Origin of the sequence: Novosphingobium oxfordense (genome assembly GCF_044029435.1) — a bacterium.
Classification (GTDB): Bacteria; Pseudomonadota; Alphaproteobacteria; order Sphingomonadales; family Sphingomonadaceae; genus Novosphingobium.
Genome location: NZ_CP147008.1, coordinates 2142365 through 2166687 on the forward strand (window position 1 = coordinate 2142365; position 24323 = coordinate 2166687).

Consider the following 24323-nt stretch of genomic DNA (forward strand, 5'->3'; position numbering starts at 1 on the left):
ACCGGCGCCTTCGTCCAGCATTCTTCCGAGCCGCTTGGGGCCGGCAAAGTCATCGCAATGTCGTTCTAGGTGTCGTTCGGGTGCGCTTTGGTGGAAGCGCCGATTTATAAGGCCGGATGGTTCTTTTAAGCGCGTTGCAAGTCAAGCGGTTTGGGCGGGCAACGCCGGGGCGATGGGCAGCGGGTCACCATTCTGCGCGTCCGGCGGTCAGGATGCGCGTGGCCTGCCTGGCCCATGCGCGGCGCTCCTCTTCGGCGACCGGGCGATTGTCCAGCATGACGTTCACATACCAGCCCCGCAGCATCAGGATGAAACCCCGCGCGATGGCCACAGGATCGCGGCATGGAATGCCGTCGGCATCGGCGCGCTGGCGGATGAACCATGCGATCTGCGCAACGCCCAGTTCGGTGCGCTCCGCCGCCGCCGCGCCCAGTTCGGGGAAGCGATGCGCTTCGGCATGGATAAGGCGGTTGACCATCAGGCCGTCGCCTTCAAGGCTGATCGCAAGGCTGCGGTCCGCGTAGCTTTCCAGCCCCTCTTCCAGCCCAAGCACGCCATTGGCGGTGGAGAGCGCGGCGAAGGCCGAAAGCCGTTCGATCTGCCGCTGCATGATCGCGCGAAACAGCGCCTCCTTAGACGGGTATCGGGCATAGAGCGTGGTGCGCGACATCTGCGCCGCCCGAACAATCTGCCGCATCGATGCCCCGCCATATCCGTGGGCCAGAAACTCGGCGAGAGCGACATCCAGAAGCCGTTCCTCGATCGCCGCTGCATCTTCCAGGCGCGGCCGTCCCCGCGCGCGTTTCGTATCCTTCGCCCCCGCCTGAACCGCCACTTTCGCCAAAATCGGAAACCTCTCTCGCTTCACCTTCGCCACTCACAGGACGCGCCAGGGCGAATAACAATCCATATGGTACATTTAATACCCGAAATTGGTACGTCAAAGCATCCGTAAAAGCGCTGTGACGATATGGCCGTCGTGAAATTTTGCCCTCGCCGCGGCTAGTGCGAAACTGATGTTCAGCACCGGCGGGAAGCCGGGCGAGGGAGAGAGGGGAGGATACGATGTCCAACAATTTCCGGCGAACTGCGCCATCGGCATTCGCATTGACGGTCGCGCTGCTCGCGCACCCGGCCATCGCGCAGGACAGTAGCGCGAAGACGGCTGCGGATGCCGTAAATGCACCGCAGGCCGCAAACGAACCGACCCAGACAAGCGAAATCTACGTCACTGCGCAGCGCCGCTCCGAACGCCAGCTGGACGTGCCGATCACGATCACCTCGGTCACCGATCAGGCGCTGACCAATGCCGGCGTCCGCCAGCTTTCGGACCTCTCCAAAGTCGTTCCCGCGCTTCGTTTCGACAAGTCGGGCGTCTACACCCAGCCCACCATCCGCGGTGTCGGCACCGCCATCACGACATCGGGCGGCGGCCCGAACGTCGCGACTTACGTGGACGGTTTCTTCTCCCCCAGCGCGGCGGCAACGGACTTCCAGTTGATGAAAGTCCAGTCGGTGCAGGTGCTGAAAGGCCCGCAGGGCACGTTGTTCGGCCGCAACACCACCGGCGGCGCGATCCTGGTCACCACCGCCGATCCCAGTGAGACGCCGGGCGGCGAGATGAAGATTTCCTATGGCCGCTTCAACACCGTGGAAGTGCAGGGATACGCCACCTCCGGCCTCGCACCCGGCCTCGCGTTCGATGTCGAGGGTCTCTACCGCCGGAGCGACAGTTTCCAGACGAACATCATCGACGACAACGACCATGTCGGCAAATACAACCGCTGGTCGGTCCGTACCGGCCTGAAATGGGAAGTTTCACCCGACGTCAGCGTGCTGCTGCGCTACATGCATTCGAAGACCGACGATCCTTCGGCGCTGATGCACAACGCCTTCGTGGATGAGGACGGAACGCGCTGGATATACCAGTACACGCCCACCGGCTATTACGCGACCAAGCCCAATCAGGTCGCGCTTCAGCCCAGCGACGGCATTGGCGCCCAAAGCAATTCGGACATCATCCAGGGCACGATCAAGGCCGATCTGGGCTTCGCCAACCTCACGTCCTACACGCAGTACCGCGATGAACGGGTGACCAGTGTGCAGGATCTGGACGCGACGGCGCTGCCGATCTTCACCATCCGCATCGGATCGAACAGCAAGACCTTCACGCAGGAACTGCTGCTGAACTCCAAGGCCGGTTCGCCGCTGCAGTGGACCACCGGCGTCTACTATTTCCGCAACCGCGATACCTGGCCCACGGACGCCAAGCTGGGCACCGCGCCGTTCGTTCGCAACGGTGAATCCGGCACGCTAACGCAGTCGATCGCCGTCTTCGCCGACGCCACTTACGAAATCACCCCGCAGCTCTTCCTGACAGCAGGCGCCCGCTACAGCCATGACTGGGTGGACGATGCTTACTTCCTCAAGGCGCTGACCGCAGCGGTTTATGAAGATGCCAATGGCAACCCGGTGCCGTTCCCGGCAAACGTGCCGCTCTACACGCGCTTTGACGTGCCTAAGCTGACCAACGATCGCGTTACCCCGCGCGTCGTGCTGCGCTTCAAGCCCAACGACGAATCCAGCATCTATGCGTCCTTCACGCAAGGCTACAAAGCCGGCCTGCTGAACGTCGGCGGATATTCGTATCGCCCGGTTAAGCCGGAAACGATCAACGCCTACGAACTGGGCTACAAGTACGCAAAGGGCGGGATTTCCGCTGAGCTTTCCGGATTCTACTATGATTATAAGAACCTGCAGGTTTCCAGCTTCCAGGCCGGAACCGCGCGGATCACCAATGCGGCAAGCTCCGAAATCTACGGTATCGAAGGACAGGTCAGCGCCCGCGTGACTTCAGACTTCACGGTCTCCGCCGGCGCGGCTTGGACTCATGCGCGGTACAAGAACTTCCCGAACGCGCCGTTCTACCAGTTCTGCGACCCCACCGTGACTGACAAAACTTCGCCGGTGATCTGCGGCGCCCTCGGGCCCGGTTCGTTGGTGGAAACGACCACCGACGCCAGCGGCTTCAAGATGCAGCGTTCGCCTGAGTTTACCGCCAATCTGGCGGCGTCCTACGGCCTCGATCTTGCCAACGGACGGCTCACCCTGTCGGGCAATCTCTACTATACCTCCTCGTTCTATTTCGGCATTGCCGAGCAGTTCAAGCAGAGCGACTACGCCCTGCTCGGCCTGCGGGCAGAGTGGACCGACGCAAGCGACAAGTATTCGATCGCGATCTTCGGCGAGAACGTGACCGATAAGCGCTATCGCTCGGCGGTGAACTACGCCTCGCTTGGCATCGGCAGCGTCTGGGCCGGTCCGGCCACTTACGGGGCGACATTCGGCGTCAAGTTCTGAGGGAAATCGCGGCGCGGGGCTTCGAAGCCCCGCGCCGTTCCTCCGCCTGCACGACAGAAACCCCGCCACCTCGCCCTTGGCGGTCCAAGCTGCTACGGCAGCTGCCATGAAATTCCCGGTCTCGCATCCGCTTCCCTCCTCCGCCGACATAACGCCCTGCGAAGAACCGGATTTCGTGGTGGTAGACGTCGAAACCGCCTGTTCGCGGGTCAGCAGCATCTGCCAGATCGGCATCGTCGGCTTCCGGCAGGGAAGTGAGGTCTTTGCCTACGAAACGCTCATCGATCCGTGTGACGAGTTTTCCACCTTCAACATCCGCATCCACGGCATTTCACCCGAACACGTAGCTGGAAAGCCCACTTTCAGCGACGTCCACTCGGTAATCGCAGGCTATCTCGGCGGACGCATCACTGTCGCACACTCGGCGTTCGACAAGGGCGCGCTGGGAGCAGCCTGCCGGCTGAATGGGCTCGCGGCGATCGAGACGACCTGGCTCGATAGCGTGCGCGTCGCCAAGCGGGCCTGGCCGCAACTTTCCAGCCACCGCCTCAACGTGCTTTCCCGCCACCTGAAGATCCGGCATCGCCACCATGACGCCCTCAGCGACGCGCGCGCAGCGGGCATGGTGATCGTCAGGGCCATGGAAGAGACGGGGATCGATCTGCAAGGCTGGATGGCCAAGCCCGGCAAGCAGGGCAAGGCGCCGCCCGCCGCCGAGCAAGGCCCGCTCAAGGGCCAGCGCATCGCCATCCTGGGCGCTGGCCGCGATGGCACGCTGGCACAATTCCTGGCCGGTGCGGGCGCGCGCATCGTGTCCTCCGTCGGCGCGACCACGACGATGCTGGTGATCGGCACGCTTCAGCCGTTCGGGCGATGGGTCGCCGCAGAGGAGCAATACCGCAAGGCGGAAGAGCTGCGCGATGCGGGCGGCCGGATCGAGATCGTCACCGAGGCGGAACTGCGCCTGCGGCTGGAAGCGATCCGCCCCCTTTGAGGCGCACCTCAGCCGTCAACGGAGACGGCACAGCTCCCCCTGCGATCATGCGAGCGATGCACTGGCGGCAGGAAGGGAAACCTCGCCCTGATCCTCGCCATCCCAGTAATGCGCCCGCTCGCCAACCACCTGGATCAGCACGATCCCGGGCGTATCGATGCCCTGCGGCCACCAGCGCTCCAGCCCCTTGGTCCAGTGCTCGGCAAAACGGGTCTTGTCTCGCACCAGCAGTGCACGGCCCTCCACCGCCAGGAAGAACGGCCGCATGCCCAGCAATCCGGACTTACCCTGATAGCTGAGGGTCACGTGGGGGTCGGCGTCAATATCCGAAACCATCAGGGCGGAATCGTCGGTGAAGAACCAGGCTTGGCCGCCGTAGTCGACCTCGCGGTTGTTGCTCATCGGCCTTGCCGCAATAGCGCCGCCGCTGGTGTGGGTTGCGAGCATCGCGAAATCGATGTCCTTCATCTTTTCGGAAATCTGCTCAAGCGTCATGGTCATGGCATCCTCCTTGATCGATACCTTGACGAAACGTTCGAGCGCACGATTTCGGCCACCCCGCTCGATCACTCCACACCGTGCCGGCACCCGGCTCGTCGCAAAGTCGCGCATCTTCACGCTTCTGCCCCCACCTCGCGGAGAACCATTCGCCCGCGCGTCGGTTTTCGTCAGCAGGACGCAGGCATTTTGCGAGAGGACGGCATGGCAAAATCACTGAGGAAGGGCGATGCGGTGAGCTGGAGCAGCCATGGCGGCAAGGCCCATGGCAAGGTCGTCAAGAAGCTGACCGAACCGACGCGGATCAAGGGCCACAAAGTCGCCGCATCGAAGGACAATGTGGAATACCTTGTCGAGACGGACGACGGCAAACAGGCTGCACACAAGCCGGGTTCGCTCGATCGGACCTGAACGGCATCATGCCGATGCATGGCTGGACAACGGCCGTTTACCGACTTCCGCAGGCTAGGCGGGGGGCGAAATCAGGCTTTCCAGCGCTCGCTCCAGCGATGCGCGGGTGAACGGTTTCTGCACGACCGGTTGGCGGCGGTAGGCAGCCTCGATCCCGGCCTCTCCATAGCCCGTAACGAACATGTACGGCACGCCGCGCGCAGCAAGCGCGTCCGCAATCGGATAGCTCCATTCGCCGGCCAGATTGACGTCGAGTATGGCTGCATCGACCCTATCGGCCTCCAGCGCCGCAAGGGCGTGGGCCACTTTCGAGACCGGGCCGACGATCGTGCAGCCGATTTCCTCGACGATGTCCTCAAGCAGGATCGCGACGATTGCCTCGTCCTCGACGATCAGGACGTGTTGCCCTGTAAGAAGCGAAGCCATCAGCCCAGTTCCTCAATGCTCATGTCGACCGAACACACCAGCCCCCTCTCCCGATAATCGAGTTTCACCTCGCCATCGAGTTCGCGTGCCAGCGCATGCTGCAGCAAGCGCGTGCCAAAGCCCCGATGTATCGGCGTGGAGACGGAGGGCCCATCCTTTTCCGTCCATTCCAGATGCAGCCGCCCGGCCCTGCTCGCCCAGACCACTTCCACGCTGCCGCTGGCATTCGACCACGCGCCATACTTGACCGCGTTCGATGCAAGTTCGTGCAACGCCATGGCAATCGCGAGTGACAATTGCGGACGGAGCGTCTTGTCGGGCCCAGCGATCGTCAGCCTTTCCTGCGTCATGCCGTCATCGAACGGTGCAAGCGCCTGCGTGACGATTTCGCGAAGGTTGGCGCCTTCCCAGTTGGCGCGCGTGAGCACGGTGTGCACGTCCGACAGCGCGATCAGCCGGCCTTCGAACGCGGCGCGCGCGTTCGGGCTGGCTGCGTCGCCGCGAAAGGTCTGGCTGGCGATCGACTGGATCGTCGCCAGCGTGTTCTTGACCCGGTGGTTGAGTTCGTTGACCAGCAGCTTCAGGTGTTCCTCGGCCCGCTTGATGTCGGTTATGTCGCGGGTCGTACCGGCGATCGATTCCACCTCGCCGGCTTCGTTCAGGATCGGCATGAAAATGTAGTCGTAAGTGCGCCAGCCAAGCGTCGCATGGGGGAACCCGACTTCGCCGCGGATGCCCTCCTTGGTGGCAATCACCCGATCGATCTCACGCTCGTGCATCTCGGCATGCCACTGTTCGTAGCCGACTTCGATCAGTCGTTTACCGATCGATTCTTCCAGCGTGCGCCCCCACATGGTCAGTAGGGCGCGATTGGCGAAGGTGAAGTGATAGTCCGTGTCGAACGCGTAGACGAGGTCCGGCGTCGCCGATATCAGCGCTTCGTACGAGCGTTTCTGCCGGTCCAGTTCGCTGGTCACGCGGGCAAGGGCGTCCTGCGTCTCGCGGCGGTCGGTCACGTCGCTGGCGGCGCCGAACCACTCGGCGATCTCGCCCGCCTCGTCAAACAGCGGCACCGCGCGCGAGAGCGTCCATCCGATCGAACCGTCTACGCGCCAGACGCGATGCTCCAGCTCGAACATGCGCTTGCTGCGAATGGCCTCCCCTATCGCGGCGCGGACTTGCGGCTGATCTTCGGGAATTATGTAGTCTTCGATCCAGGATCGTCGGCTTGCATCCGTATCCGCTACGAAGCCCCGTCCATCAAGTTCGCGCATTTCGGCCCAATCGGGGCTTACGCGGTAAACGACGTCAGTGCTGGCATTCACGAAAGCGCGAAACCGCGCCTCGCTCTCCCTCAGCGCTGCCTCGGTCGACCGGCCACTGTCACCATGAGACGGCATTGCCGACCCGTCGCCCATAGAGAAAATCCTTGCTTATCTTCCAATACCTAGCAACGCCGTGAGAGGAAGATCGCTCCCTCTTCCAGCGCCCGCTACGAAGAATACCGATAGCTTGTCGCGTCACGATCCTTCGTTGAACTCACGGATATTGCCGCGAGGGGCCGCTTCGGCGGGACGACCCTCATGGCAGTTCTCCTTCGATGCTTATCCAACGCTAACTAGCTGAATGCCCATCGCGTTCCCGCGCGCGGAAATGCTCAGGCATCCTTGCGTGGAGATGAGCCGAGACAGCGCCAGACGCCGACCGCGTTGATGACAAGCAGGACAAGGTTCTGCCATCCGATCCCTTCGCTATCCGGATTGAGAAAGCCCCAGGCGATGAGTGCCAGCGAACTGGATACGAAGATCACCATGGCCGCGCCTGCCCCGTAGGACTGAAGCACATTCCGCACGCCATCCATGGCCCCTCGCCACCTTGCGCCACCGCGCAAGCCCTTCATCAGATCGGCCGTACTGATGTCATGCTGGGGCATTGCCTGCTTATCGAGGGTCGGCGCGGCGTCGGCCCGACCGGCCAATCCGCGATCAATGCTCGAAGCGATAGGGATCGAAGCACTGCGCATCGTCGTCCGGCACCCCATCGAGTGCGGCTTGGAGGAGTTCGGCGGCCAGTGCGGCAAAGGCGATGCCGTTGCCGCCGAAACCTGCGGCGATCCAGACGTGTTCCATCGACTGCGCACGCCCGATGGCAGGCAGGCCATCGGGGGAATTTCCGAAAGTGGCGGTCCAGGAACGATCCCAGTCGATCTTGTCCCGGTTCAACAGCCGGGCGAGTTTTGCAGCGATCGCGCCGGCCTTGCCTGCCAACAGGTGATCGCGTGCAGCGGCGTCGGACAATTCCACATCCTCTCCGCCCGCGATGATCGTGCCGTCGCCGGCAGCGCGGACATAGAGGTAAGGATCGCTTGCCTCCCAGATCATCGCCTGCTCCTTCCAGAGCGGTGCAACTCCCGGCGCCGTGGCGATCGCATATGTCGAAAGCAGCGAAAAGGCGGGAGGCAGGAACAGGCGCGCGCGTTCGTAGCCGGTCGCCAGGACGACGTCGCCTGCCGTGACGGTCCGGCCGTCCGCAGCCTCCAGCGTGATACCATCGGGCGTGGGGTGAAGCGCAACGATGTCCACCGGATAGGCCAGTTGCGCACCGCGCTGGCAGGCGCGTGACAGAAGGGCATGACAGGTTCGCACCGGATCGATCGAAAAGGTTCCGCCCGAAACTATACCGGCCTTTGGCGTTATCCCGAAGCGCGCGGCAACCGCTTCGGCCGGCAGGAATTCGGAGGGCAAGCCATGCCGCCGATGCAGGGCGGCCTTCCGCTCCAGCCCCTGCGGGTCAAGCAGGTCGCCGGCGAGATAGAGCGTGGGAACGTCCTGCCGCGCCGCGCCTTCGACATGATCGAGCCGTTGGCCAAAACGCTCCATGGCGGCGAATACGCGCAGCCACCGGCGCGCCGCTTCGGCCTCGCCCAATCGGCCTGCAAGCGTGGTCAGGGGCACGTCCATCGCCCACATCAGTTGCGCGGTCGACGCCGCGGTGCTGCCGGTTCCCGGCGGGCGCCGGTCGCAGATCGCGACACTTCGCCCGCCTTCGCTCAGCCGATCCGCCAGAACGGCGCCCATGATCCCGCCGCCAAGGATTGCAACGTCCACCTTGCCGCCCGGGAACTTCGACGACACCGGAGGAACCCAGTCGGCTTCGCGCCACGGGACGTGGCCGGTTCTGAGATCGCGCGATTCCGTAAGCGGTATCGTCCGCTCGCCATCGCTCACGCCAGATCACGCACTTTGGGTTCGCGCGCCCAGTGCCGCTTGGCGCCGACCTTGGTGAAATCCTCCACCGGGACCACGCCCTCGTCCTTCTCCACGCCGGCCTTGTCGAGGATCACTTGCGTGCCGGGGCAGTGGGCGATGGTCTTGCAATGGCCGAAGGCGTCCATGAACCACTGAACCGCCGCACCTTGCGCCGCCAGTTTCTGCGCCGCTTCAGGCATCAGGATCGAGGCGACCGCGTCGAACAGGATCGAGGGGGAGCCCGCCAGTTGGCCGTCCGCCTCCAGCGTGCCGCCCTTCACGGCGATGCCGCCCACTTTCGGCGCGACCAGGAAAGGAGTGCCTCCTGCATCCTCGATCTGCTTGCGCAGCTTGTCGATCGCGGCCTTGTCCGATCCTTCGGCGAACAGGATGCCGACCTTTCGGCCGCTCAAGGTGTCCACCGCCTTCTTCTGGATCGAGAGGGCATCGGATGGCGCCATCTTGACCGGCGCGCGCGCGGCCTTGGCCTTTTCGGGCAAGCCGATCGCCAGTCCTGCGGCGACGCGTTTTGCCAGTGTCTCATCGACATTGCGCAGGCGCGAGACGACCCGTTCGCGCACATGCTTCAGCGCAACTTTCGACAGTTCGAACACGATGGCAGAGGCGATGTGCGCCTGTTCGCTGTCCGTTTGCGAGTGATAGAACAGTGCCGCCTGGCTGTAGTGATCGGCGAAAAGTTCCGCCCTGATCCGCAGCTTTTCGCCCGGATCGTTGCGCTCCGCATTTTCCGGGAAGGTGGTAAAACCCGTCTCCGGGCAGGCGCGCGGGCCGTTGCTCTCTCCGGCTTCGGAAAGGCTGTTGGGCTCGTAGTTGGCGCGGCCGGTGGGAACCAGCGTCTGCATCAGCCCGTCACGCTGGAAGTTGTGGAACGGGCACTTGGGCGCGTTGATCGGGATCTGGTGGAAGTTGGTGGTGCCGAGCCGCGACTTCTGGGTGTCTAGGTAGGAGAACAAACGGCCCTGCAACAGCGGGTCGTTGGTGAAATCGATGCCCGGGATCACGTTGCTGGGCAGGAAGGCGACCTGTTCGGTTTCCGCGAAGAAATTGTCGACATTGCGGTTGAGCGTCAGGCGGCCAACGGTGTCTAGCGGGATCTCCTCCTCCGGAATCAGCTTGGTCGCGTCCAGCACGTCATAGGGCTGCTTCGCCGCCCATGCCTCATCGAAAACCTGAACGCCAAGGTCCCAGGCAGGGAAGTCGCCGGCGGCAATCGCCTCGAACAAGTCGCGCCGGTGAAAGTCCGGATCCGCGCCCGCGATCTTCACCGCCTCGTCCCAGATCAGCGATTCCATGCCCAGCACCGGGCGCCAGTGGAATTTGACGAACTTGCCCTCGCCCGCCTCGTTGACAAGGCGAAAGGTGTGGACGCCGAAGCCTTCCATCATCCGGAGAGAGCGGGGGATTGCGCGATCGGACATGGCCCACATGATCATGTGCAGCGTTTCCGGCATCAGCGACACGAAATCCCAGAAGGTATCGTGCGCGGAGGCCGCCTGCGGATAGCCGCGATCAGCTTCCATCTTCACGGAGTGAACCAGGTCCGGGAACTTGATGGCATCCTGGATGAAAAAGACCGGGATGTTGTTGCCGACGAGATCCCAGTTTCCGGCCTCGGTATAGAACTTGACCGCGAAGCCGCGCACGTCGCGCGGGGTGTCCACCGACCCGGCGCCGCCGGCCACGGTGGAGAAACGAACGAAAACCGGACAGGTCTTGCCCGCCTTCTGGAAGATCGCCGCCTTGGTCAGTTCCGGTATCGCCTTTGTACACTCGAAGACGCCATGCGCGCCTGTCCCACGGGCGTGGACGATGCGTTCCGGGATGCGCTCGTGGTCGAAATGGAAGATCTTTTCGCGCAGGACGAAGTCTTCCAGCAGCGTCGGCCCACGTTCGCCCGCCCTCAAGCTGTTCTGATTGTCGGCAATGCGATGGCCGAAGTTGTCGGTCAGGAAAGCATCCGGTTCGGCTGCCTTGCCGCCCACGTCCTGATGGAGTTCGCCGCCGTTGCCGGGGCTCTCCTTGGCGGTCGTCTTGCCAGCTCCGGGGCTGATTTCATCCAGGGCGTTGTTGGTGGCCGGGCTGCGATCTTCGTGGCGGCTTTCCTTGGAGGCGGGCATCGGGAAGTCTCCTGGCAATCGATAAACGGGCAGGGATATGCCGGCGCGTATGCGCGGGCACGTTGGCGCGGGCATGGTGGCCTTCGCGCTTGCCAATCAAATCCGCAGCGGCAGGTGCACGTTCCCCGCCTTGCCCTCGCCTCGTCGCGCGGCCGGGGTCATTGGGCGCTGGACCTCACTCGCTTTCCTGTTCGCGCGGCGCGATCGTGATCTGCTGGACGACGGCGCGCCTTGGCTGCGTGAGCAGATAATGCACAGCAACTGCGATATCCTCGGCACGCAGCATGGTTTCCTTCCCGATCATTTCGCGCTGCTTCTCCGCAGGAATGTCCGGATACTGAAAGTCCGCGCCCGTCTTGCCCGGCTCTATCAGGCCGACCTTGATGTCCTGCGGCCCCAGTTCCCGGCGAAGCGCCTCTGCAAAGCCGGCAATCCCGGCCTTCATCCCCGCATAGACGGTGGAACCGGGGCCAAGCACATGGGCGGACATCGAACCGATCAGCACGATGTCGCCCTTGTCGACAAGCATGCGCTGGGCGGCGCTGGCGCTGAGAATATAGGCGGTGAAATCTACCGCGACCGCATAGCGGATCTCTTCCATGGTCATGCTGGTCAGCGCGCCTGCAGGGACCGCCGCATTGATGATGACGATGTCCGGATCGCCAAGGTAGGCCCGGGCCTGCGCGAAGAAGCTTTCAAGCTGGTCGGGGTCCGCCAGGTCGAGGCTGACGCCATCGCCTTTTCCGACTTCCTCTATGCGTTGCAGCGCATCGGCCAGATGATCGGGAGAACGCCCGCAGACGAACACCTCCACCCCCTCGCTGGCGAGCAGAACGGCGATGGCCCGGCCGATCCCGGTGGTGCCGCCGGTGATGATCGCCTTCCGTCCGCGAAGGGGAGTGACGGCGGTGTGTGCGTCGGACAGGTCGGTCATGCCACAACAAACCTTGCAGTATGGCAGGTGTTCCCTCGGCCGATGACGGGAACGCCCATCGCGCGTCCGTTCCGCTACAGTGAAGACGGAACGTTGCCGCGCATGGACGGTTATTCGCGGGTATGACGGCTTCCATCTCCAAGACTGCGCCAAGACAGCAGATATCCCGATCGCGGGCGTTCGCCGCCGCCTCGTGGCACAGGATCTCTCACGACAAGAACCGGACGCATCGAACGTGAGTGGGAAGCCGATATGTTGAGGTCATTTCCGAGAGGCGAGACTGAAGCCAGCGCCGCCTGGATCGATCTGATGTCGCCCGACGAGGACGAGAAATCCAGGGTCGAGAAACGCTACGGCATCCATATCCCGGACCTTGAGACGCTTCGCGAAATCGAAACGTCAAGCCGCCTGCGGGTGAATGGGAATGCCCTCTATATGACCGCGCCGCTGATCGCGGGGACCACTACGAACCACTGGAAGCTGGCGCCGACGGGCTTCATCCTCACCCCCGACGTGCTCGTCACCATCCACTATTCGGATCTCGCGCCGTTCGACGATGTCGCCGGCGCGCTGCACGATGTCAGCGACCTGACGCCGCCCAGTGCCCTGCTCGCACTGCTGGAAGATGTGGTTGACCGCGCCGCGGATCACCTGGAACACGCCTCCGAAATACTCTCCCGCGCGGCACAATCTTTGTTCTTCGAGGAAGAGGAGCGCCCGGGGCTTCGCCGGGAAACGCGCAAGATTCGGGAAATCATCCGGAACATGGGCCAGGCAAGCGACCGCGCCTCGCGCGTGAGGTATGCGTTCCTGAGCATCGGACGGATGGTAAGCTTCGTGCTGGATCGCTGCACGCCCAAGCTCGATCAGGACCTTCGCGAGCGGTTCGAGGCGATCCGCCACGACATCAATTCGCTGGACGAATTCGAGGTCAGCCTGGGCGGCCGCATCCAGCTCCAGCAGGATGCGGCAACGGCCTTCATCAGCATCGAACAGAACGACGTCGTGAAAGTGCTGACGGTCGCATCGGTCGTCGGCATTCCGCCCGTGCTGGTGGTGGGCGTCTACGGCATGAACTTCCACATGATGCCTGAACTCAGCTGGCCGCTTGGCTATCCCTTCGCCCTGCTGCTGTGCCTGCTATCGACAGTCATCCCCTATCTCTGGTTCAAGTGGCGCGGATGGATTTAGCAGGCTTCGTCGAACGGCAGACGGAGGGCAAAAGCCGAAACCCGCCGACGGCTGAAACGCATTTGCGCCGTGCGCCGTAGCTTGCCGGACATCCGGATCTACCAAAGGGGCCGTTGCTGCAGGGTCGCGCGGCGCGCCCGGATCTGCGCGTCGCGTTGCTCCGGTGTAATGTGCGGGGTGCCCTTTGGCAGAAGCTTCGGCAGTTCCGACAGAGCCACCTTGCGTACGGTCGGGATGGGCTGGCTGGAACACTCCATCCACCGGCCCTGGATCACCCCGGTGTCATAACCGGCAGTATCCAGCCAATTCGGCACCCCGGGATCCTTGCCCGATACGACGACGCGCAACGTGCCGTCACTGTCGATCGACGACTGCCCGCCGTTCAGGCTGCTCTGGTTGTTGTACCAATCGGTCGTTTCATAGATGTCGTTGGTCAGGATCAGCGAGTGATAGGTGCATTTCGCCGGAACCGCCGTTTCGATCAGCAATGCCTCGTCCTTCTTCAACGCATAAGCGCCTTCGAAATAAAACTGGCCGGCAAGCCCGCCAAGCTGGGTGAGATCCACCGCCTTCAGCTTGTTGACGTAGCCTTCGGCCCGAAGCTTCCCGGGCCTGTCTACCAGCAGCGGCGCAATAAACCCGGCCGAGGCTGGAATTCCGCGCAGTGCGGCCTCCAGCTTGTCCGCGTTCGGGCGGGGGCGCGGCGCCGGCCTATCGACGCGCTCGATCGACAGCGAAGGCTCCTTCTTATGCTCCCAATCGGAGCCAACCATTCGGACCAGCAGCATATTTGTAGCAGGGTCGGATTGCCACCAGTCGCCCGTATAGCCCTCGGGACGGGTGGGGCTGAGGATCACATCGAAACGTCCCTGCTCATCGGTGTGCAGGGCATTGATGTCGTGCACGGGCCGTGGCTGTGTGCGCCCTTCCCCGCCGGACTTTGGCGGGCCAGCCTCGGCGACGCGAACCTGGTTCATCGAACCGCGAACGCCGCGCAAGCGGTAGACGCCGCCGGGCGCTATCTTGGCTGACCTGTAATTGGTGTCGGCGTTCGGTTGACCGACGGTGAGGTAATTGTTGAGTTGAGGAACGAACGCCGGATGGTCGGGATCGCTTGCCAGGGCATCGATGCCCGCCGCTGTGACAGCCGACAGTGCAAGCCGCCCGACCTCCTGCCTGACCTGCGGATCGTCTCGCTGTTCCGGCGGCAGCTTAGCGAGAATTCTATCCGGAAGATCGCGAACGCCGTCCAGAAATTCGGTCCACCCCGGCACCGCGCCGGGTGAGGATGGCGCGTCTGCCCACACCCCGGTCGCCTTCGACAGCAGGCCAATACCGAGAGCAACCGCCCCCACACTCCGCAGAATCCGGGAAATCCGCATGTCTCTCTCCTTGGTGCGTTCATCCGATGCGCATTCTCTATCAAATTGATTGAGATGGTTTGATGGGCCGCACAAGATGGCTCACGACGAGGTGACCGGTTATCGCAGAGGCGAAGTCGGCGGGGCCATCACGCCCGGTCACGGACGGGCTACGACGTTCGCCATCTCGATTGTCGAGCAGGCGACTAATCGCCTCAGTCGATCACAATCATATCATCGTATAGTTTAGCCAATCCGGATCATCGCGCTAGACAAGGCCCGTAACCCCTTGCGGGGAAATCACATTCAAGGAGCGACATGATGACCGGATCGAACCCAGACGGCGGAAAGTGCCCATTCGGCCATGGTGCCGCCCCCGGCGCGACGCCGCTCACCACGGCCTTCGGCGCGCCGGTCGTCGACAATTCCAACTCGCTGACGGCCGGCCCGCGCGGCCCGCTGCTGATGCAGGACGTGTGGCTGCTGGAGAAGCTGGCCAACCTCAACCGCGAAGTCATTCCGGAGCGGCGCATGCACGCCAAGGGCTCCGGCGCGTTCGGCACCTTCACCGTCACCGGAGACGTCTCCAAATACACCCGCGCCAAGTTCCTGGGCGATGTCGGCAAACAGACCGAACTCTTTGCCCGCTTCACCACCGTTGCCGGTGAGCGCGGCGCCGCCGATGCCGAGCGCGACATTCGCGGCTTCGCGGTGAAGTTCTATACCGAGGAAGGCAACTGGGACATGGTCGGCAACAATACGCCGGTGTTCTTCGTGCGTGATCCGCGCAAGTTCGCCGATCTCAACAAGGCGGTGAAGCGCGATCCGCGCACCAACATGCGCAGCGCCACCAACAACTGGGACTTCTGGACCCTGCTGCCGGAGGCGTTCCACCAAGTCACCTACGTCATGGGCGATCGCGGTATCCCCAAGAGCTATCGCCACATGAACGGCTATTCCAGCCACACCTACTCGTTCTGGAACGATGAGGGTGAACGCTTCTGGGTGAAGTTCCACTTCAAGACCCAGCAGGGCGTCGAATTCCTGACCGATGCCGAAGCGGCGGATGTCGTCGCCAAAGACCGCGAATCCAACCAGCGGGACCTCTACGACGCCATCGAGCGCGGCGATTTCCCCAAGTGGACCGTGCAAGTCCAGATCATGCCCGAAGTAGAGGCCGCGACCTGCGGGTTCCCCCCCTTCGATCTCACCAAGGTCTGGCCCCATGCCGACTATCCGCTGATCGAGATCGGCGTGATGGAACTCAACCGCAATCCGGAGAACTTCTTCGCCGATGTCGAGCAGAGCGCCTTTGCGCCCTCCAACCTCGTCCCCGGCATCGGCGTGTCGCCGGACAAGATGCTGCAGGCACGACTGTTCGCCTATTCGGACGCGCAGCGCTATCGCCTTGGTGTGAACCACCACCAGATCCCGGTGAATGCCGCGCGCTGCCCGGTCTTCACCAACCACCGCGATGGTCAGGGCCGTGTTGACGGCAACTATGGCGGGCTGCCCCACTATCACCCGAACTCGTTCGGCCAGTGGCAGGGGCAACCGGAATACCGCGAACCGCCACTGAAGATCGACGGTAACGCCGATTTCTGGAACTTCCGCGAGGACGATTACGACTACTACAGCCAGCCACGCGCTCTGTTCGAGCTCTACAGCGCCGATGAAAAGCAGCGCCTGTTCGATAATACGGCCCGCGCGATGGGCGATGCGCCGGACTTCATCAAGCAGCGGCACATCGACAACTGCACCCGCTGCCACCCGGCCTATGGCGAAGGCGTAGCCAAGGCCCTTGGCATGAGCATCAATCCGGTCCTCTCACCGGAACCCGAAACCGCCGACTGATAGACGCGGACCATCTGGATTGAGGGCGCGACGAACCCGTCACGCCCTCAATCCCGCCTGACCGAATTTCAGGTATTAGCTGTAAATTGATCAATCGCGCCTAGGGTCAAATCCGACCATTCTGCGCGGAAATCCCACATGCTGCTATTTGCCTTCGCACTGCTCGCCAGTGCCACGCCCTCACCGGCAAGTTCAGACGAAGTAGATCGCAAATTGGCGGCCTTCTTTTACAAGGCACGCGGAGGCTGGGTTCTGCATCCTCTAACCCACTATGTGTGCGCCGATGGCGAGCGTGCGCGCCAAAATCGGGAGATCTTTAGAGAGTACCGGAGACTGGAGCAGCGGTATCTGGAGATGGATGGAAAGTTTGCTCCAGACAGCGAACAGGAAATTTCTCTAGAGCCTTACCATTCAAATTGCCCGCAGGAGGCAGAAGAACGGTACTTATCGGCGCAAACTTGGGAGGAAATTGCCAACTCTGCAGAGACCGAATTGGCAGACGTCCGTAAATTGCTGGATCTGAAGCGCAGGAATTTACGGCAAGGGGCCGGGCACTCCAACGGACAAGCTATTTAGATCCGACTTGTACGGATCGCGGCTGTCCTCCTCCCCGAATATTCTCTGTTGTACTGGTTGCCCCGCTACCTTGGCTCTCCGTCGGGGTAGAGGTTGGGCACAGTTCGGTAAGAAGTGCGCCTCCCGATCACTTCATCAGCACAAGCTCTTCCGACATGGTCGGGTGAACGGCGACGGTGGCGTCGAAATCGGCCTTGGTCAGCCCAGCCTTCACCGCGATGGCGGCGGCCTGGATGATCTCCGGCGAATCCGGGCCGATCATGTGCAGGCCCAGCACGCGGCCGGTGTGCGCCTCGCAGACCATCTTGTAGAGCGAACGTTCGTTGCGATGGGCAACCACGTTCTTCATCGGGCGGAAATCGCTCGTGTAGATTTCCACCTCGCCATACCGCTGGCGCGCCTGCGCCTCGGTCAGCCCCACCGCGCCGATCGGCGGATGGCTGAACACGGCCGAGGGGATGCACGAATAGTCCACCGTCGTCGGCTTGCCGCCGAACACGGTATCGGCAAAGGCATGGCCTTCGCGGATCGCCACCGGGGTCAGCTGCACGCGGTTGGTCACGTCGCCCACGGCGTAGATGTGCTCGACGCTGGTCTTCGAATATTCGTCGACCACGATCGCGTTCTTGTCGTCCAGTTCGACGCCGACGTTGTCCAGCCCCAGCCCTTCGACATTGGGCACGCGGCCGGTCGCGAACATCACGCAGTCCACTTCCAGCGGATCGTGATTGGTCATCGAGACCGTCAGCAAGCCGTCGGCGTTCTTCTCGATCCCGCGGAAGTCCGCGTTGAAGCGGAAGTCGATGCCCTTGGCGAGCGAGATCTGCAGCAGGCGGTCGCGCAGCTGCTCGTCATAGCCGCGCAGCAGCGCGTCGGAGCGGTTGATCAGCGTCACCTTGGCGCCGAATTCGTTGAAGATGCCGGCGAACTCGTTGGCGATATAGCCGGCGCCGGCGATCAGGATGCGCTTGGGGATCGCGTCGAGGTGGAACGCCTCGTTCGAGGTGATGCCCAGTTCGTGGCCCGGGCAGCTCGGTATCAGCGGACGCGCACCGGTGGCGATCAGGATCACCTTGGCGGTCTTCTTCTCACCGCTGGACAGCGTGATCTCGTGCGGGCCGGTGATCACGGCGCGCTCGTGGAAGATCTCCACCTTGTTGTTCGAAAGCGTCTGCGTGTAGAGGCCGTTCAGCCGGTCCACATCGCCCAGCACGTTGTCGCGCAGCTTCAGCCAGTCGAACTTCGCTTCCGGAATGTCCCAGCCGAAGTGCTTGGCGTCTTCCAGATCCTCGGCAAAGTGCGCGCCGTAGACCAGCATCTTCTTGGGCACGCAGCCGCGGATCACGCATGTGCCGCCGACCCGGAACTCCTCCGCCACCGCCACGCGCGCACCGTGCGCCGCCGCGATCCGGCTCGCACGCACGCCGCCCGATCCGGCGCCGATGGTGAAGAGGTCGTAGTCGAATTCGGACATGCGGCTTGCTCCAGCCATGGGGGCAGGTTCCCTACCGTGGCACCGGCATGACGGGTGCCACGGTCGGATCTGCAAAACGGGTTTCCGGATTGGCGGCGCGGCCGCCGCCTGCTTAGTCGCGCGTATCGACCATCCACCTAGCGCGCCGCTTCCCGCGCTTCCTTGTAGCGGGCGCGGCGGCCTTCCTCGATCTTCATCCGCTCATCGAAGCCGGGATCGGGCGGGTACTGCCGGAATTGCTCGATCACTTCCGCAAACACCTCCGCCAGTTCCTCGCGGAATTCGGGATGCGAGAACACATAGAAGCGGTTCTCCCGGATTGCATCGATCGTGCGCCGGGCGATTACTTCGGGTTCCATGCCCGCCTGATGGACTTGTTCCAGTTGGCCGACGAAGGCCGTGTTCACCGCCTTCGCGCCCGCCTTCAGGGCCTCGGGCCGGATTTCATCGCTGGCGTAGATATGCGTCTTCACCAGCCCCGGACAGAGCATCGACACCCCTATCCCGTGCGGCGCGAGGCTGTAGCGTAGGGACTCGCTGAGCCCGCGCACCGCGAACTTGGTGGTATTGTAGATGCCGGGCACGCCGCTGCCCAGAAACGCCGCCATCGACGCCGTGTTGCAGACATGGCCGCCCTGCCCGCGCTCCTTCATGCGCGGCACGAAAGTAGCAATGCCGTTTATCACGCCGTGCAGGTTGACGCCCAGCAACCAGTCCCAGTCGTCATAAGAAGATTCGTCTATCGACTGGAAGAGGTTCACGCCTGCGTTGTTGAACAGCAGACTTACCGGCCCCAATTCCCGCTCCACCCGGTCCGCCGCTTCCGCAAATCCCTCTCGCGATGACACGTCCAGCGGCACGCCGATGACCGGCTGGTTCTCCAGCGTCTTCAGGGCTTCCGCGATCGCATCCTCGCGAACGTCCGCGATGGCGACCTTGCAGCCTTCCGCCAGCAGCGTCTTGGCCAGACCGAGGCCGACGCCGTTGGCCCCGCCGGTGACGAATGCGGTTCTTCCCGCCAGATCCTTCATCGAAGCCTCCTCAGGCTTCCGCGCGCTGGTCGGCGCGGAGGCGGTTCTGGCGCTCGATTTCATCGGTGATCGCCGGATTCCGGAACAGAATTGCGAAGGTACGCTTATATTCTTCGTTGTCCGGAAGCTGGGTCTGGACCGCCGCCGTGGTCGCTTCGCCGCGCTCGCGCACGCCCACCAGGAACTCGCCATGAGTGAGGATGTAAAGCTCGTCATTGAGCACGCCCTGGAGCACGCGCTGGCCCACTTCTTCCTTGGTCTGGTAGAGGTGGAAGAATTGCCCGCCGGCTTGCCGCCCCTTGTCGGCCTCGGCATAGCCGGTGGCCCCGAGTGCATCCGGGCGCGTCTTGCTGGCCTCGGCAATGTTGGACTGGACGGCGCCCGGGCAGAAGGCCGAGCAGATCACTCCGCGCGATTCCAGTTCGGGCCTCATGCACTCCATCATCGAGGCGACGGCGGCCTTGCCGGACGAGTAGATCGTCGTCCCCGGGGCCGGCACGAGCGCCGACATCGAGGCGGTGTTGACGATGTGCCCGCCTTCTCCATGTGACAGGATTCGCGGCAAAATCGTGACGATTCCGTTGATCGTGCCGCCCACATTGACGCCCATCACCCAGTCCCAATCGGCAAAGGTGGCGACGTCCGTAGGCCCCACCACGGCGACGCCCGCATTGTTGCAGAGCAAGTGAATCTTGCCGAACCTGGCCTCCACCACATCGGCGGCGGCGGCGAAGGCGGCGCGGTCGGTCACGTCCAGCCGGATAGCCAGAACTCGATCGCCACCGTCCAGTTCGGCCACGGCTTCATCCAGGTGGTCCTGACGAATGTCGGCAATGGTCACGTTCATGCCGGCACCCAGCAGGGCCTTGGCAATACCCAACCCGATGCCGCTGGCACCGCCGGTGACGAACGCGGTCTTCCCGGGAAGATCCTGCATGCCCTCTCTCCTCTTCCGATGTGTTTTTTCGTGCTGGAAACGAATCTGATCTCTTTTGTTCACTATCGAGAGATTGTATGCAAGGCTAACAATCACGAATGAGCCTATGCCGAACACGGCAGGGACAGAGGATGGATGGGAGAGGCCATGGCCGTAGCAACCGCCAGTATCGCGCCGATGGACGAACGAGTCCCCGCAATCGAGCCGAAAGGCCCGGATGAACGCAGTTGGCCCAGTTCCGCATCTGCCTATTGGGCGCTGGCGGTGATCGTCCTTGCGACGTTCCTGACCTTCTTCGACCAGGTCGTGTTCGGCATGCTGGCAGAGCGAATCAAGACCGACTTCGGCCTGACCGATTCGCAGCTCGGCTTCCTGGCCGGCCCCGCCAGCATCATCTGCTATCTCTTCGTGGGCATCCCGCTGGCGCGTCTGGCGGATATCTGGCCGCGCAAATACGTGCTTGCGGGCGGCGTCTCGGTGATCGGCTTCGTCACCATGCTGGGCGGCGTGGCGCAGACCTTCACCCAGTTCGTGGGCAGCCGCGTGTTTCTGGCGGCGGGCGGATCGGCCCACGCGCCGGCCTCCTACTCGCTGATCGCGGACATGTTCCCGCCGAAGAAGATCACGCGTGCCTTCGCGATCCTGCAGTTCGGCTTCATCGGCGGAACGACGCTGGGACCATTGGTGGGTGGCCAGCTTATCGCCCTTACCGGACACTGGGCGCCAACCGAACTCGGCCCGCTGCACATTCTCGGCTGGCAGTGGATCCTGATCTGGACGGGCATGCCCGCATTCCTTTTCGCGCTGCTGTTTCTGACCGTCCGCGAACCGCAGCGGCTGGCGCGTCCTGACGCGACCTCGCTGGTGCCGGAACATCCAACGCTCGGCCGCCGACTGCTCACGTTCACCGGACTGGACGCGGCCAAGGCGATCCGTGCCAATCGCAAGGTCTATTACCCGCTGTTCCTTGGCCTTGCGCTCAGCGCGCTGGAAAGCTTCGGCCTCGCCTTCTGGCGCGTGCCGTTCCTGATCCGCACTTATGGCTGGAACGAAGCGCAAATCGGTGCGGTAACGTCCGTTAGCGTGCTGATCTCCTCGCTGCTGGGCCTGCTGCTGGGCGGCACTTTCGTCGAATGGCTGGCCAAGCGCCACAAGGACGCCAACGTGCGCGCCGCCTTCATCTGCTTTGCGGTGGTGACGGTCTGTTCGATCGTTTCGCCGCTGATGCCCACGGGCCTGGGTGCGATCCTAGTCTCATCGGTGGGCGCCATGTTCGGCATTGCCGGCGCAGTACCGCAGAACGCCGCGATCCAGCGCGTGGCACCCAACGCGATGCGCGGGCAGGTGACGGCTATCTACCTGTTCATGTTCACGTTCTTCGGGGCGATGGGCAGCTTCCTGATCGGCCTCGTCGCGCAGTTCGTGGTGGTCGATCCGGCCAAGCTCTGGCTGGCGCTGGAAATCACCGCGGTAGCGCTGCTGCCGCTGGCCACGCTGTGCATCTACCGCGCCATCCGCCCCTATCGCGAGGAGATCGAGCGGCTCGAAGCGCTTGGAATGTAACGATCCCACAAACCGAAAATCAACGGGACCAAGGAGAGAACCGAAATGGCCGAAACCGACAAGATTGCCGCATTGGAAGCCCAAGTGGCGGACCTCGCCCGCCGCCTGACCGTGCGTGAGGACGAGCTGGACGTGCGCAAGCTTCAGCACCTCTACGGCTACCTGATCGACAAGTGCATGTATAACGAAGTGATCGACCTCTTCACCAACGATGGCGAAGTGCGCTTCTTCGGCGGCGTGTGGAAGGGCAAGGAGGGCGTGCGCCGCCTCTATGTCGAACGCTTCCAGAAGCGCTTCACGCATGGCAACAACGGCCCGATCGACGGCTTCCTGTTGGACCATCCGCAGTTGCAGGACATCGTCACCATTGAGGCGGACGGCGTTACCGCCCATGCCCGCGCCCGCTCGATGATGCAGGCGGGGCGCCATCACGAGTACACCGATCCGTCGAACCCGCTCACCGCTAATGCGCGCCAGTGGTGGGAAGGCGGCATTTACGAAAACACCTACAAGAAGGTGGACGGCGTCTGGCGCATCCACGTGCTCAATTACTTCCCGCACTGGCACGCCGATTTCGACAAGGGCTGGGCCTATACTCCGGCCGAATACGTGCCCTTCCCCAAGGTGCTCTATCCGGAAGACCCCAGCGGCCCGGATTCTCTGATCGATGACCACTGGCTCTGGCCCACGCACAAGCTGCTGCCCTTCCACCTGCCCCATCCCGTCACCGGCAAGCCAATGGTGGCCGAACGCTGGCAGGGCGATATCGACCGCGAGAACGCGCGCAACACCGCCGTTCCCGCCGAGTAAAAACGCGCCGTGCGCGTCCGTCTGTCCGCCGGGGCTCCCTCCCCGGCGGACAGGCTTCCCCTTCCCCCGGTTCAGGTGAGGCATGATCCAGTACCCCGCGCTTTCCATGATTATCGACGGCGAACGCGTGTCCGGCGGCAGCCGCCGCACCCACGCCGTGCTCAATCCCGCCACCGGCGAAGTGCTGGGCCAGTTGCCGCTGGCCGGCACCGCCGATCTCGACCGCGCGCTGGAGGCCGCCGCCGCCGGTTTCCGCCTCTGGCGCAAGTCCACGCCGCAACAGCGCGCCGATGTACTGCAAGGCGCCGCCCGGCTGATGCGCGAGCGTGTTGACGAGATCGCGCATGTCGCCGTGCTCGAACAGGGCAAGACGCTGGCAGAAGCCCGCATCGAAGTGGGCATGAACATCGGCCTCTTCGAATTCTACGCCGGCGAATGCTTCCGCCTCTATGGCCGCGCGCTGGTGCGCCCCGAAGGCATGCGATCGACCGTGCAGTACGAGCCGGTCGGCCCGGTCGCCGCTTTCGCGCCGTGGAATTTCCCGATCGGCAATCCCGGCCGCAAACTGGGCGCGCCGATTGCGGCGGGCTGCTCGGTGATCATGAAGGCGGCCGAGGAAACGCCCGCCTCGGCCCTTGCCGTACTGCAATGTTTGCTCGACGCGGGGCTGCCACCATCAGTGGGTCAAGCTGTGTTCGGCGTACCGGACGAAGTGAGCCGCCACTTGTTGGCGAGCCCGGTGATCCGCAAGCTGTCCTTCACCGGATCGACCACGGTGGGCCGCCACTTGGCCAAGCTCGCCGCCGAGGACCTGAAGCGCACGACGATGGAACTGGGCGGCCACGGCCCGGTGCTGGTCTTCGCGGACGTGGACCTGGACCGCGTGCTCGATACCGTGGTCGGCCACAAGTACCGCAATGCCGGGCAAGTCTGCGTCTCGCCCACGCGCTTCATCGTCGAGGACGCGGTATTCGACGACTTCCGCGAAGGCTTCGCCCGGCGTGCGAAGAACCTGCACGTCGGAGACGGGCTCGATCCGCAGAGCCAGGTCGGCCCCCTAGCCAACCCGCGCCGGGTCGAGGCCATCGATGCGCTCATTCGCGAGGCAGTGGCGGCCGGAGCCCGGCTGGAGACAGGCGGGGAGCGCATCGGCAATCGCGGCTTCTTCTACGCGCCTACCGTGCTGTCCGACGTGCCGCTGTCGGCGCGGATCATGAACGAAGAGCCGTTCGGACCCGTCGCCCTGATCAACCGCTTCGCGGGCGAGGAGGCGATGATCGCGGAGGCCAACCGCCTGCCCTACGGCCTTGCCGCCTATGCCTGGACCGGAGACGCGGCCCGGCAGAAGCGCCTCGCCGCTCAGCTCGAAACGGGAATGCTGGGTATCAACACGACAATGATCGGCGGTGCCGACGCACCGTTCGGCGGGGTCAAGTGGTCTGGCCACGGGCATGAGGACGGGCCCGAAGGCGTCATGGCCTGCCTCGTCACCAAAGCCGTTCACGAAGGATAACCAG

At 63.4% G+C, this 24323-nt stretch carries 21 protein-coding genes; 9 read left to right on the plus strand and 12 right to left on the minus strand.

Going from position 1 to position 24323, the window contains the following annotated elements; translation table 11 throughout:
• Window positions 1-184: 184 nt before the first annotated feature.
• The gene (locus WBP07_RS31870) at window positions 185-835 is read right to left on the minus strand and encodes a TetR/AcrR family transcriptional regulator (protein WP_395397260.1); all 651 of its coding nucleotides are present in this window, start codon (window positions 833-835) and stop codon (window positions 185-187) included.
• A 230-nt stretch (window positions 836-1065) separates the two neighbouring features.
• Here WBP07_RS31870 and WBP07_RS31875 point away from each other — a divergent pair, with 230 nt between their 5' ends.
• Together WBP07_RS31875 and WBP07_RS31880 are read left to right on the plus strand one after the other, a co-directional pair.
• Complete coding sequence (locus WBP07_RS31875; protein ID WP_395397261.1) at window positions 1066-3360, plus strand: TonB-dependent receptor; 2295 nt, start codon at window positions 1066-1068, stop codon at window positions 3358-3360.
• A gap of 106 nt (window positions 3361-3466) precedes the next feature.
• Entirely contained in the window at window positions 3467-4354 is an 888-nt protein-coding gene (locus tag WBP07_RS31880) for an exonuclease domain-containing protein (protein WP_395397262.1), read from the plus strand.
• A gap of 45 nt (window positions 4355-4399) precedes the next feature.
• Here WBP07_RS31880 and WBP07_RS31885 read toward each other — a convergent pair whose 3' ends face one another.
• The gene (locus WBP07_RS31885; RefSeq protein WP_395397263.1) at window positions 4400-4855 is read right to left on the minus strand and encodes a pyridoxamine 5'-phosphate oxidase family protein; all 456 of its coding nucleotides are present in this window, start codon (window positions 4853-4855) and stop codon (window positions 4400-4402) included.
• A 201-nt stretch (window positions 4856-5056) separates the two neighbouring features.
• Between WBP07_RS31885 and WBP07_RS31890 the strand changes: the two genes are divergently transcribed.
• Window positions 5057-5263, plus strand: coding sequence for a DUF2945 domain-containing protein (locus WBP07_RS31890; protein ID WP_395397264.1), 207 nt, complete (start codon window positions 5057-5059; stop codon window positions 5261-5263).
• A gap of 54 nt (window positions 5264-5317) precedes the next feature.
• Here WBP07_RS31890 and WBP07_RS31895 read toward each other — a convergent pair whose 3' ends face one another.
• The 6 genes from WBP07_RS31895 to WBP07_RS31920 all read right to left on the minus strand — a co-directional run bounded on the left by WBP07_RS31895 (window position 5318) and on the right by WBP07_RS31920 (window position 12009).
• Window positions 5318-5689, minus strand: a complete 372-nt coding sequence (locus WBP07_RS31895) for a response regulator (RefSeq protein ID WP_395397265.1) — start codon at window positions 5687-5689, stop codon at window positions 5318-5320.
• A complete protein-coding gene (locus tag WBP07_RS31900) occupies window positions 5689-6963 on the minus strand; it encodes a sensor histidine kinase (protein ID WP_395397266.1) in 1275 nt (424 codons plus the stop codon). Before WBP07_RS31900 ends, WBP07_RS31895 begins: the two co-directional genes overlap by 1 nt.
• 383 nt (window positions 6964-7346) lie before the next feature.
• On the minus strand, window positions 7347-7550 hold the full coding sequence (locus tag WBP07_RS31905) for a hypothetical protein (RefSeq protein WP_395398291.1): 204 nt from the start codon (window positions 7548-7550) through the stop codon (window positions 7347-7349).
• Between the two features lie 124 nt (window positions 7551-7674).
• Entirely contained in the window at window positions 7675-8916 is a 1242-nt protein-coding gene (locus WBP07_RS31910) for an NAD(P)/FAD-dependent oxidoreductase (RefSeq protein WP_395397267.1), read from the minus strand.
• Entirely contained in the window at window positions 8913-11075 is a 2163-nt protein-coding gene (locus WBP07_RS31915) for a catalase (protein ID WP_395397268.1), read from the minus strand. The genes WBP07_RS31910 and WBP07_RS31915 overlap by 4 nt, the downstream gene beginning before the upstream one ends.
• A gap of 175 nt (window positions 11076-11250) precedes the next feature.
• Window positions 11251-12009: an SDR family oxidoreductase gene (locus WBP07_RS31920; protein WP_395397269.1), complete on the minus strand. Its 759-nt coding sequence runs from the start codon at window positions 12007-12009 to the stop codon at window positions 11251-11253.
• A gap of 252 nt (window positions 12010-12261) precedes the next feature.
• Between WBP07_RS31920 and WBP07_RS31925 the strand changes: the two genes are divergently transcribed.
• Window positions 12262-13200, plus strand: coding sequence for a magnesium transporter CorA family protein (locus WBP07_RS31925; RefSeq protein WP_395397270.1), 939 nt, complete (start codon window positions 12262-12264; stop codon window positions 13198-13200).
• A gap of 98 nt (window positions 13201-13298) precedes the next feature.
• Here the strand turns inward: WBP07_RS31925 and WBP07_RS31930 are convergent, their stop codons facing one another.
• Window positions 13299-14582, minus strand: a complete 1284-nt coding sequence (locus tag WBP07_RS31930) for a hypothetical protein (RefSeq protein ID WP_395397271.1) — start codon at window positions 14580-14582, stop codon at window positions 13299-13301.
• A gap of 300 nt (window positions 14583-14882) precedes the next feature.
• Between WBP07_RS31930 and WBP07_RS31935 the strand changes: the two genes are divergently transcribed.
• Together WBP07_RS31935 and WBP07_RS31940 are read left to right on the plus strand one after the other, a co-directional pair.
• Window positions 14883-16415 carry a catalase gene (locus tag WBP07_RS31935; protein ID WP_395398292.1) on the plus strand — a complete coding sequence of 511 codons (1533 nt, stop codon included), beginning with the start codon at window positions 14883-14885 and terminating at the stop codon, window positions 16413-16415.
• A gap of 138 nt (window positions 16416-16553) precedes the next feature.
• Entirely contained in the window at window positions 16554-16991 is a 438-nt protein-coding gene (locus WBP07_RS31940; protein ID WP_395397272.1) for a hypothetical protein, read from the plus strand.
• Between the two features lie 127 nt (window positions 16992-17118).
• Here WBP07_RS31940 and gor read toward each other — a convergent pair whose 3' ends face one another.
• From gor to WBP07_RS31955, 3 genes are all read right to left on the minus strand, one after another.
• The gene (gene gor / locus WBP07_RS31945) at window positions 17119-18465 is read right to left on the minus strand and encodes a glutathione-disulfide reductase (RefSeq protein ID WP_395397273.1); all 1347 of its coding nucleotides are present in this window, start codon (window positions 18463-18465) and stop codon (window positions 17119-17121) included.
• A 137-nt stretch (window positions 18466-18602) separates the two neighbouring features.
• A complete protein-coding gene (locus WBP07_RS31950) occupies window positions 18603-19496 on the minus strand; it encodes an SDR family NAD(P)-dependent oxidoreductase (protein ID WP_395397274.1) in 894 nt (297 codons plus the stop codon).
• 10 nt (window positions 19497-19506) lie between these two features.
• Window positions 19507-20433, minus strand: a complete 927-nt coding sequence (locus tag WBP07_RS31955) for an SDR family NAD(P)-dependent oxidoreductase (protein WP_395397275.1) — start codon at window positions 20431-20433, stop codon at window positions 19507-19509.
• 147 nt (window positions 20434-20580) lie between these two features.
• Here WBP07_RS31955 and WBP07_RS31960 point away from each other — a divergent pair, with 147 nt between their 5' ends.
• From WBP07_RS31960 to WBP07_RS31970, 3 genes are all read left to right on the plus strand, one after another.
• Window positions 20581-21996, plus strand: coding sequence for an MFS transporter (locus tag WBP07_RS31960; protein WP_395397276.1), 1416 nt, complete (start codon window positions 20581-20583; stop codon window positions 21994-21996).
• A gap of 45 nt (window positions 21997-22041) precedes the next feature.
• Entirely contained in the window at window positions 22042-22806 is a 765-nt protein-coding gene (locus WBP07_RS31965) for a nuclear transport factor 2 family protein (RefSeq protein WP_395397277.1), read from the plus strand.
• Between the two features lie 82 nt (window positions 22807-22888).
• A complete protein-coding gene (locus WBP07_RS31970) occupies window positions 22889-24319 on the plus strand; it encodes an NAD-dependent succinate-semialdehyde dehydrogenase (protein ID WP_395397278.1) in 1431 nt (476 codons plus the stop codon).
• The last annotated feature ends 4 nt before the right edge of the window (window positions 24320-24323 follow it).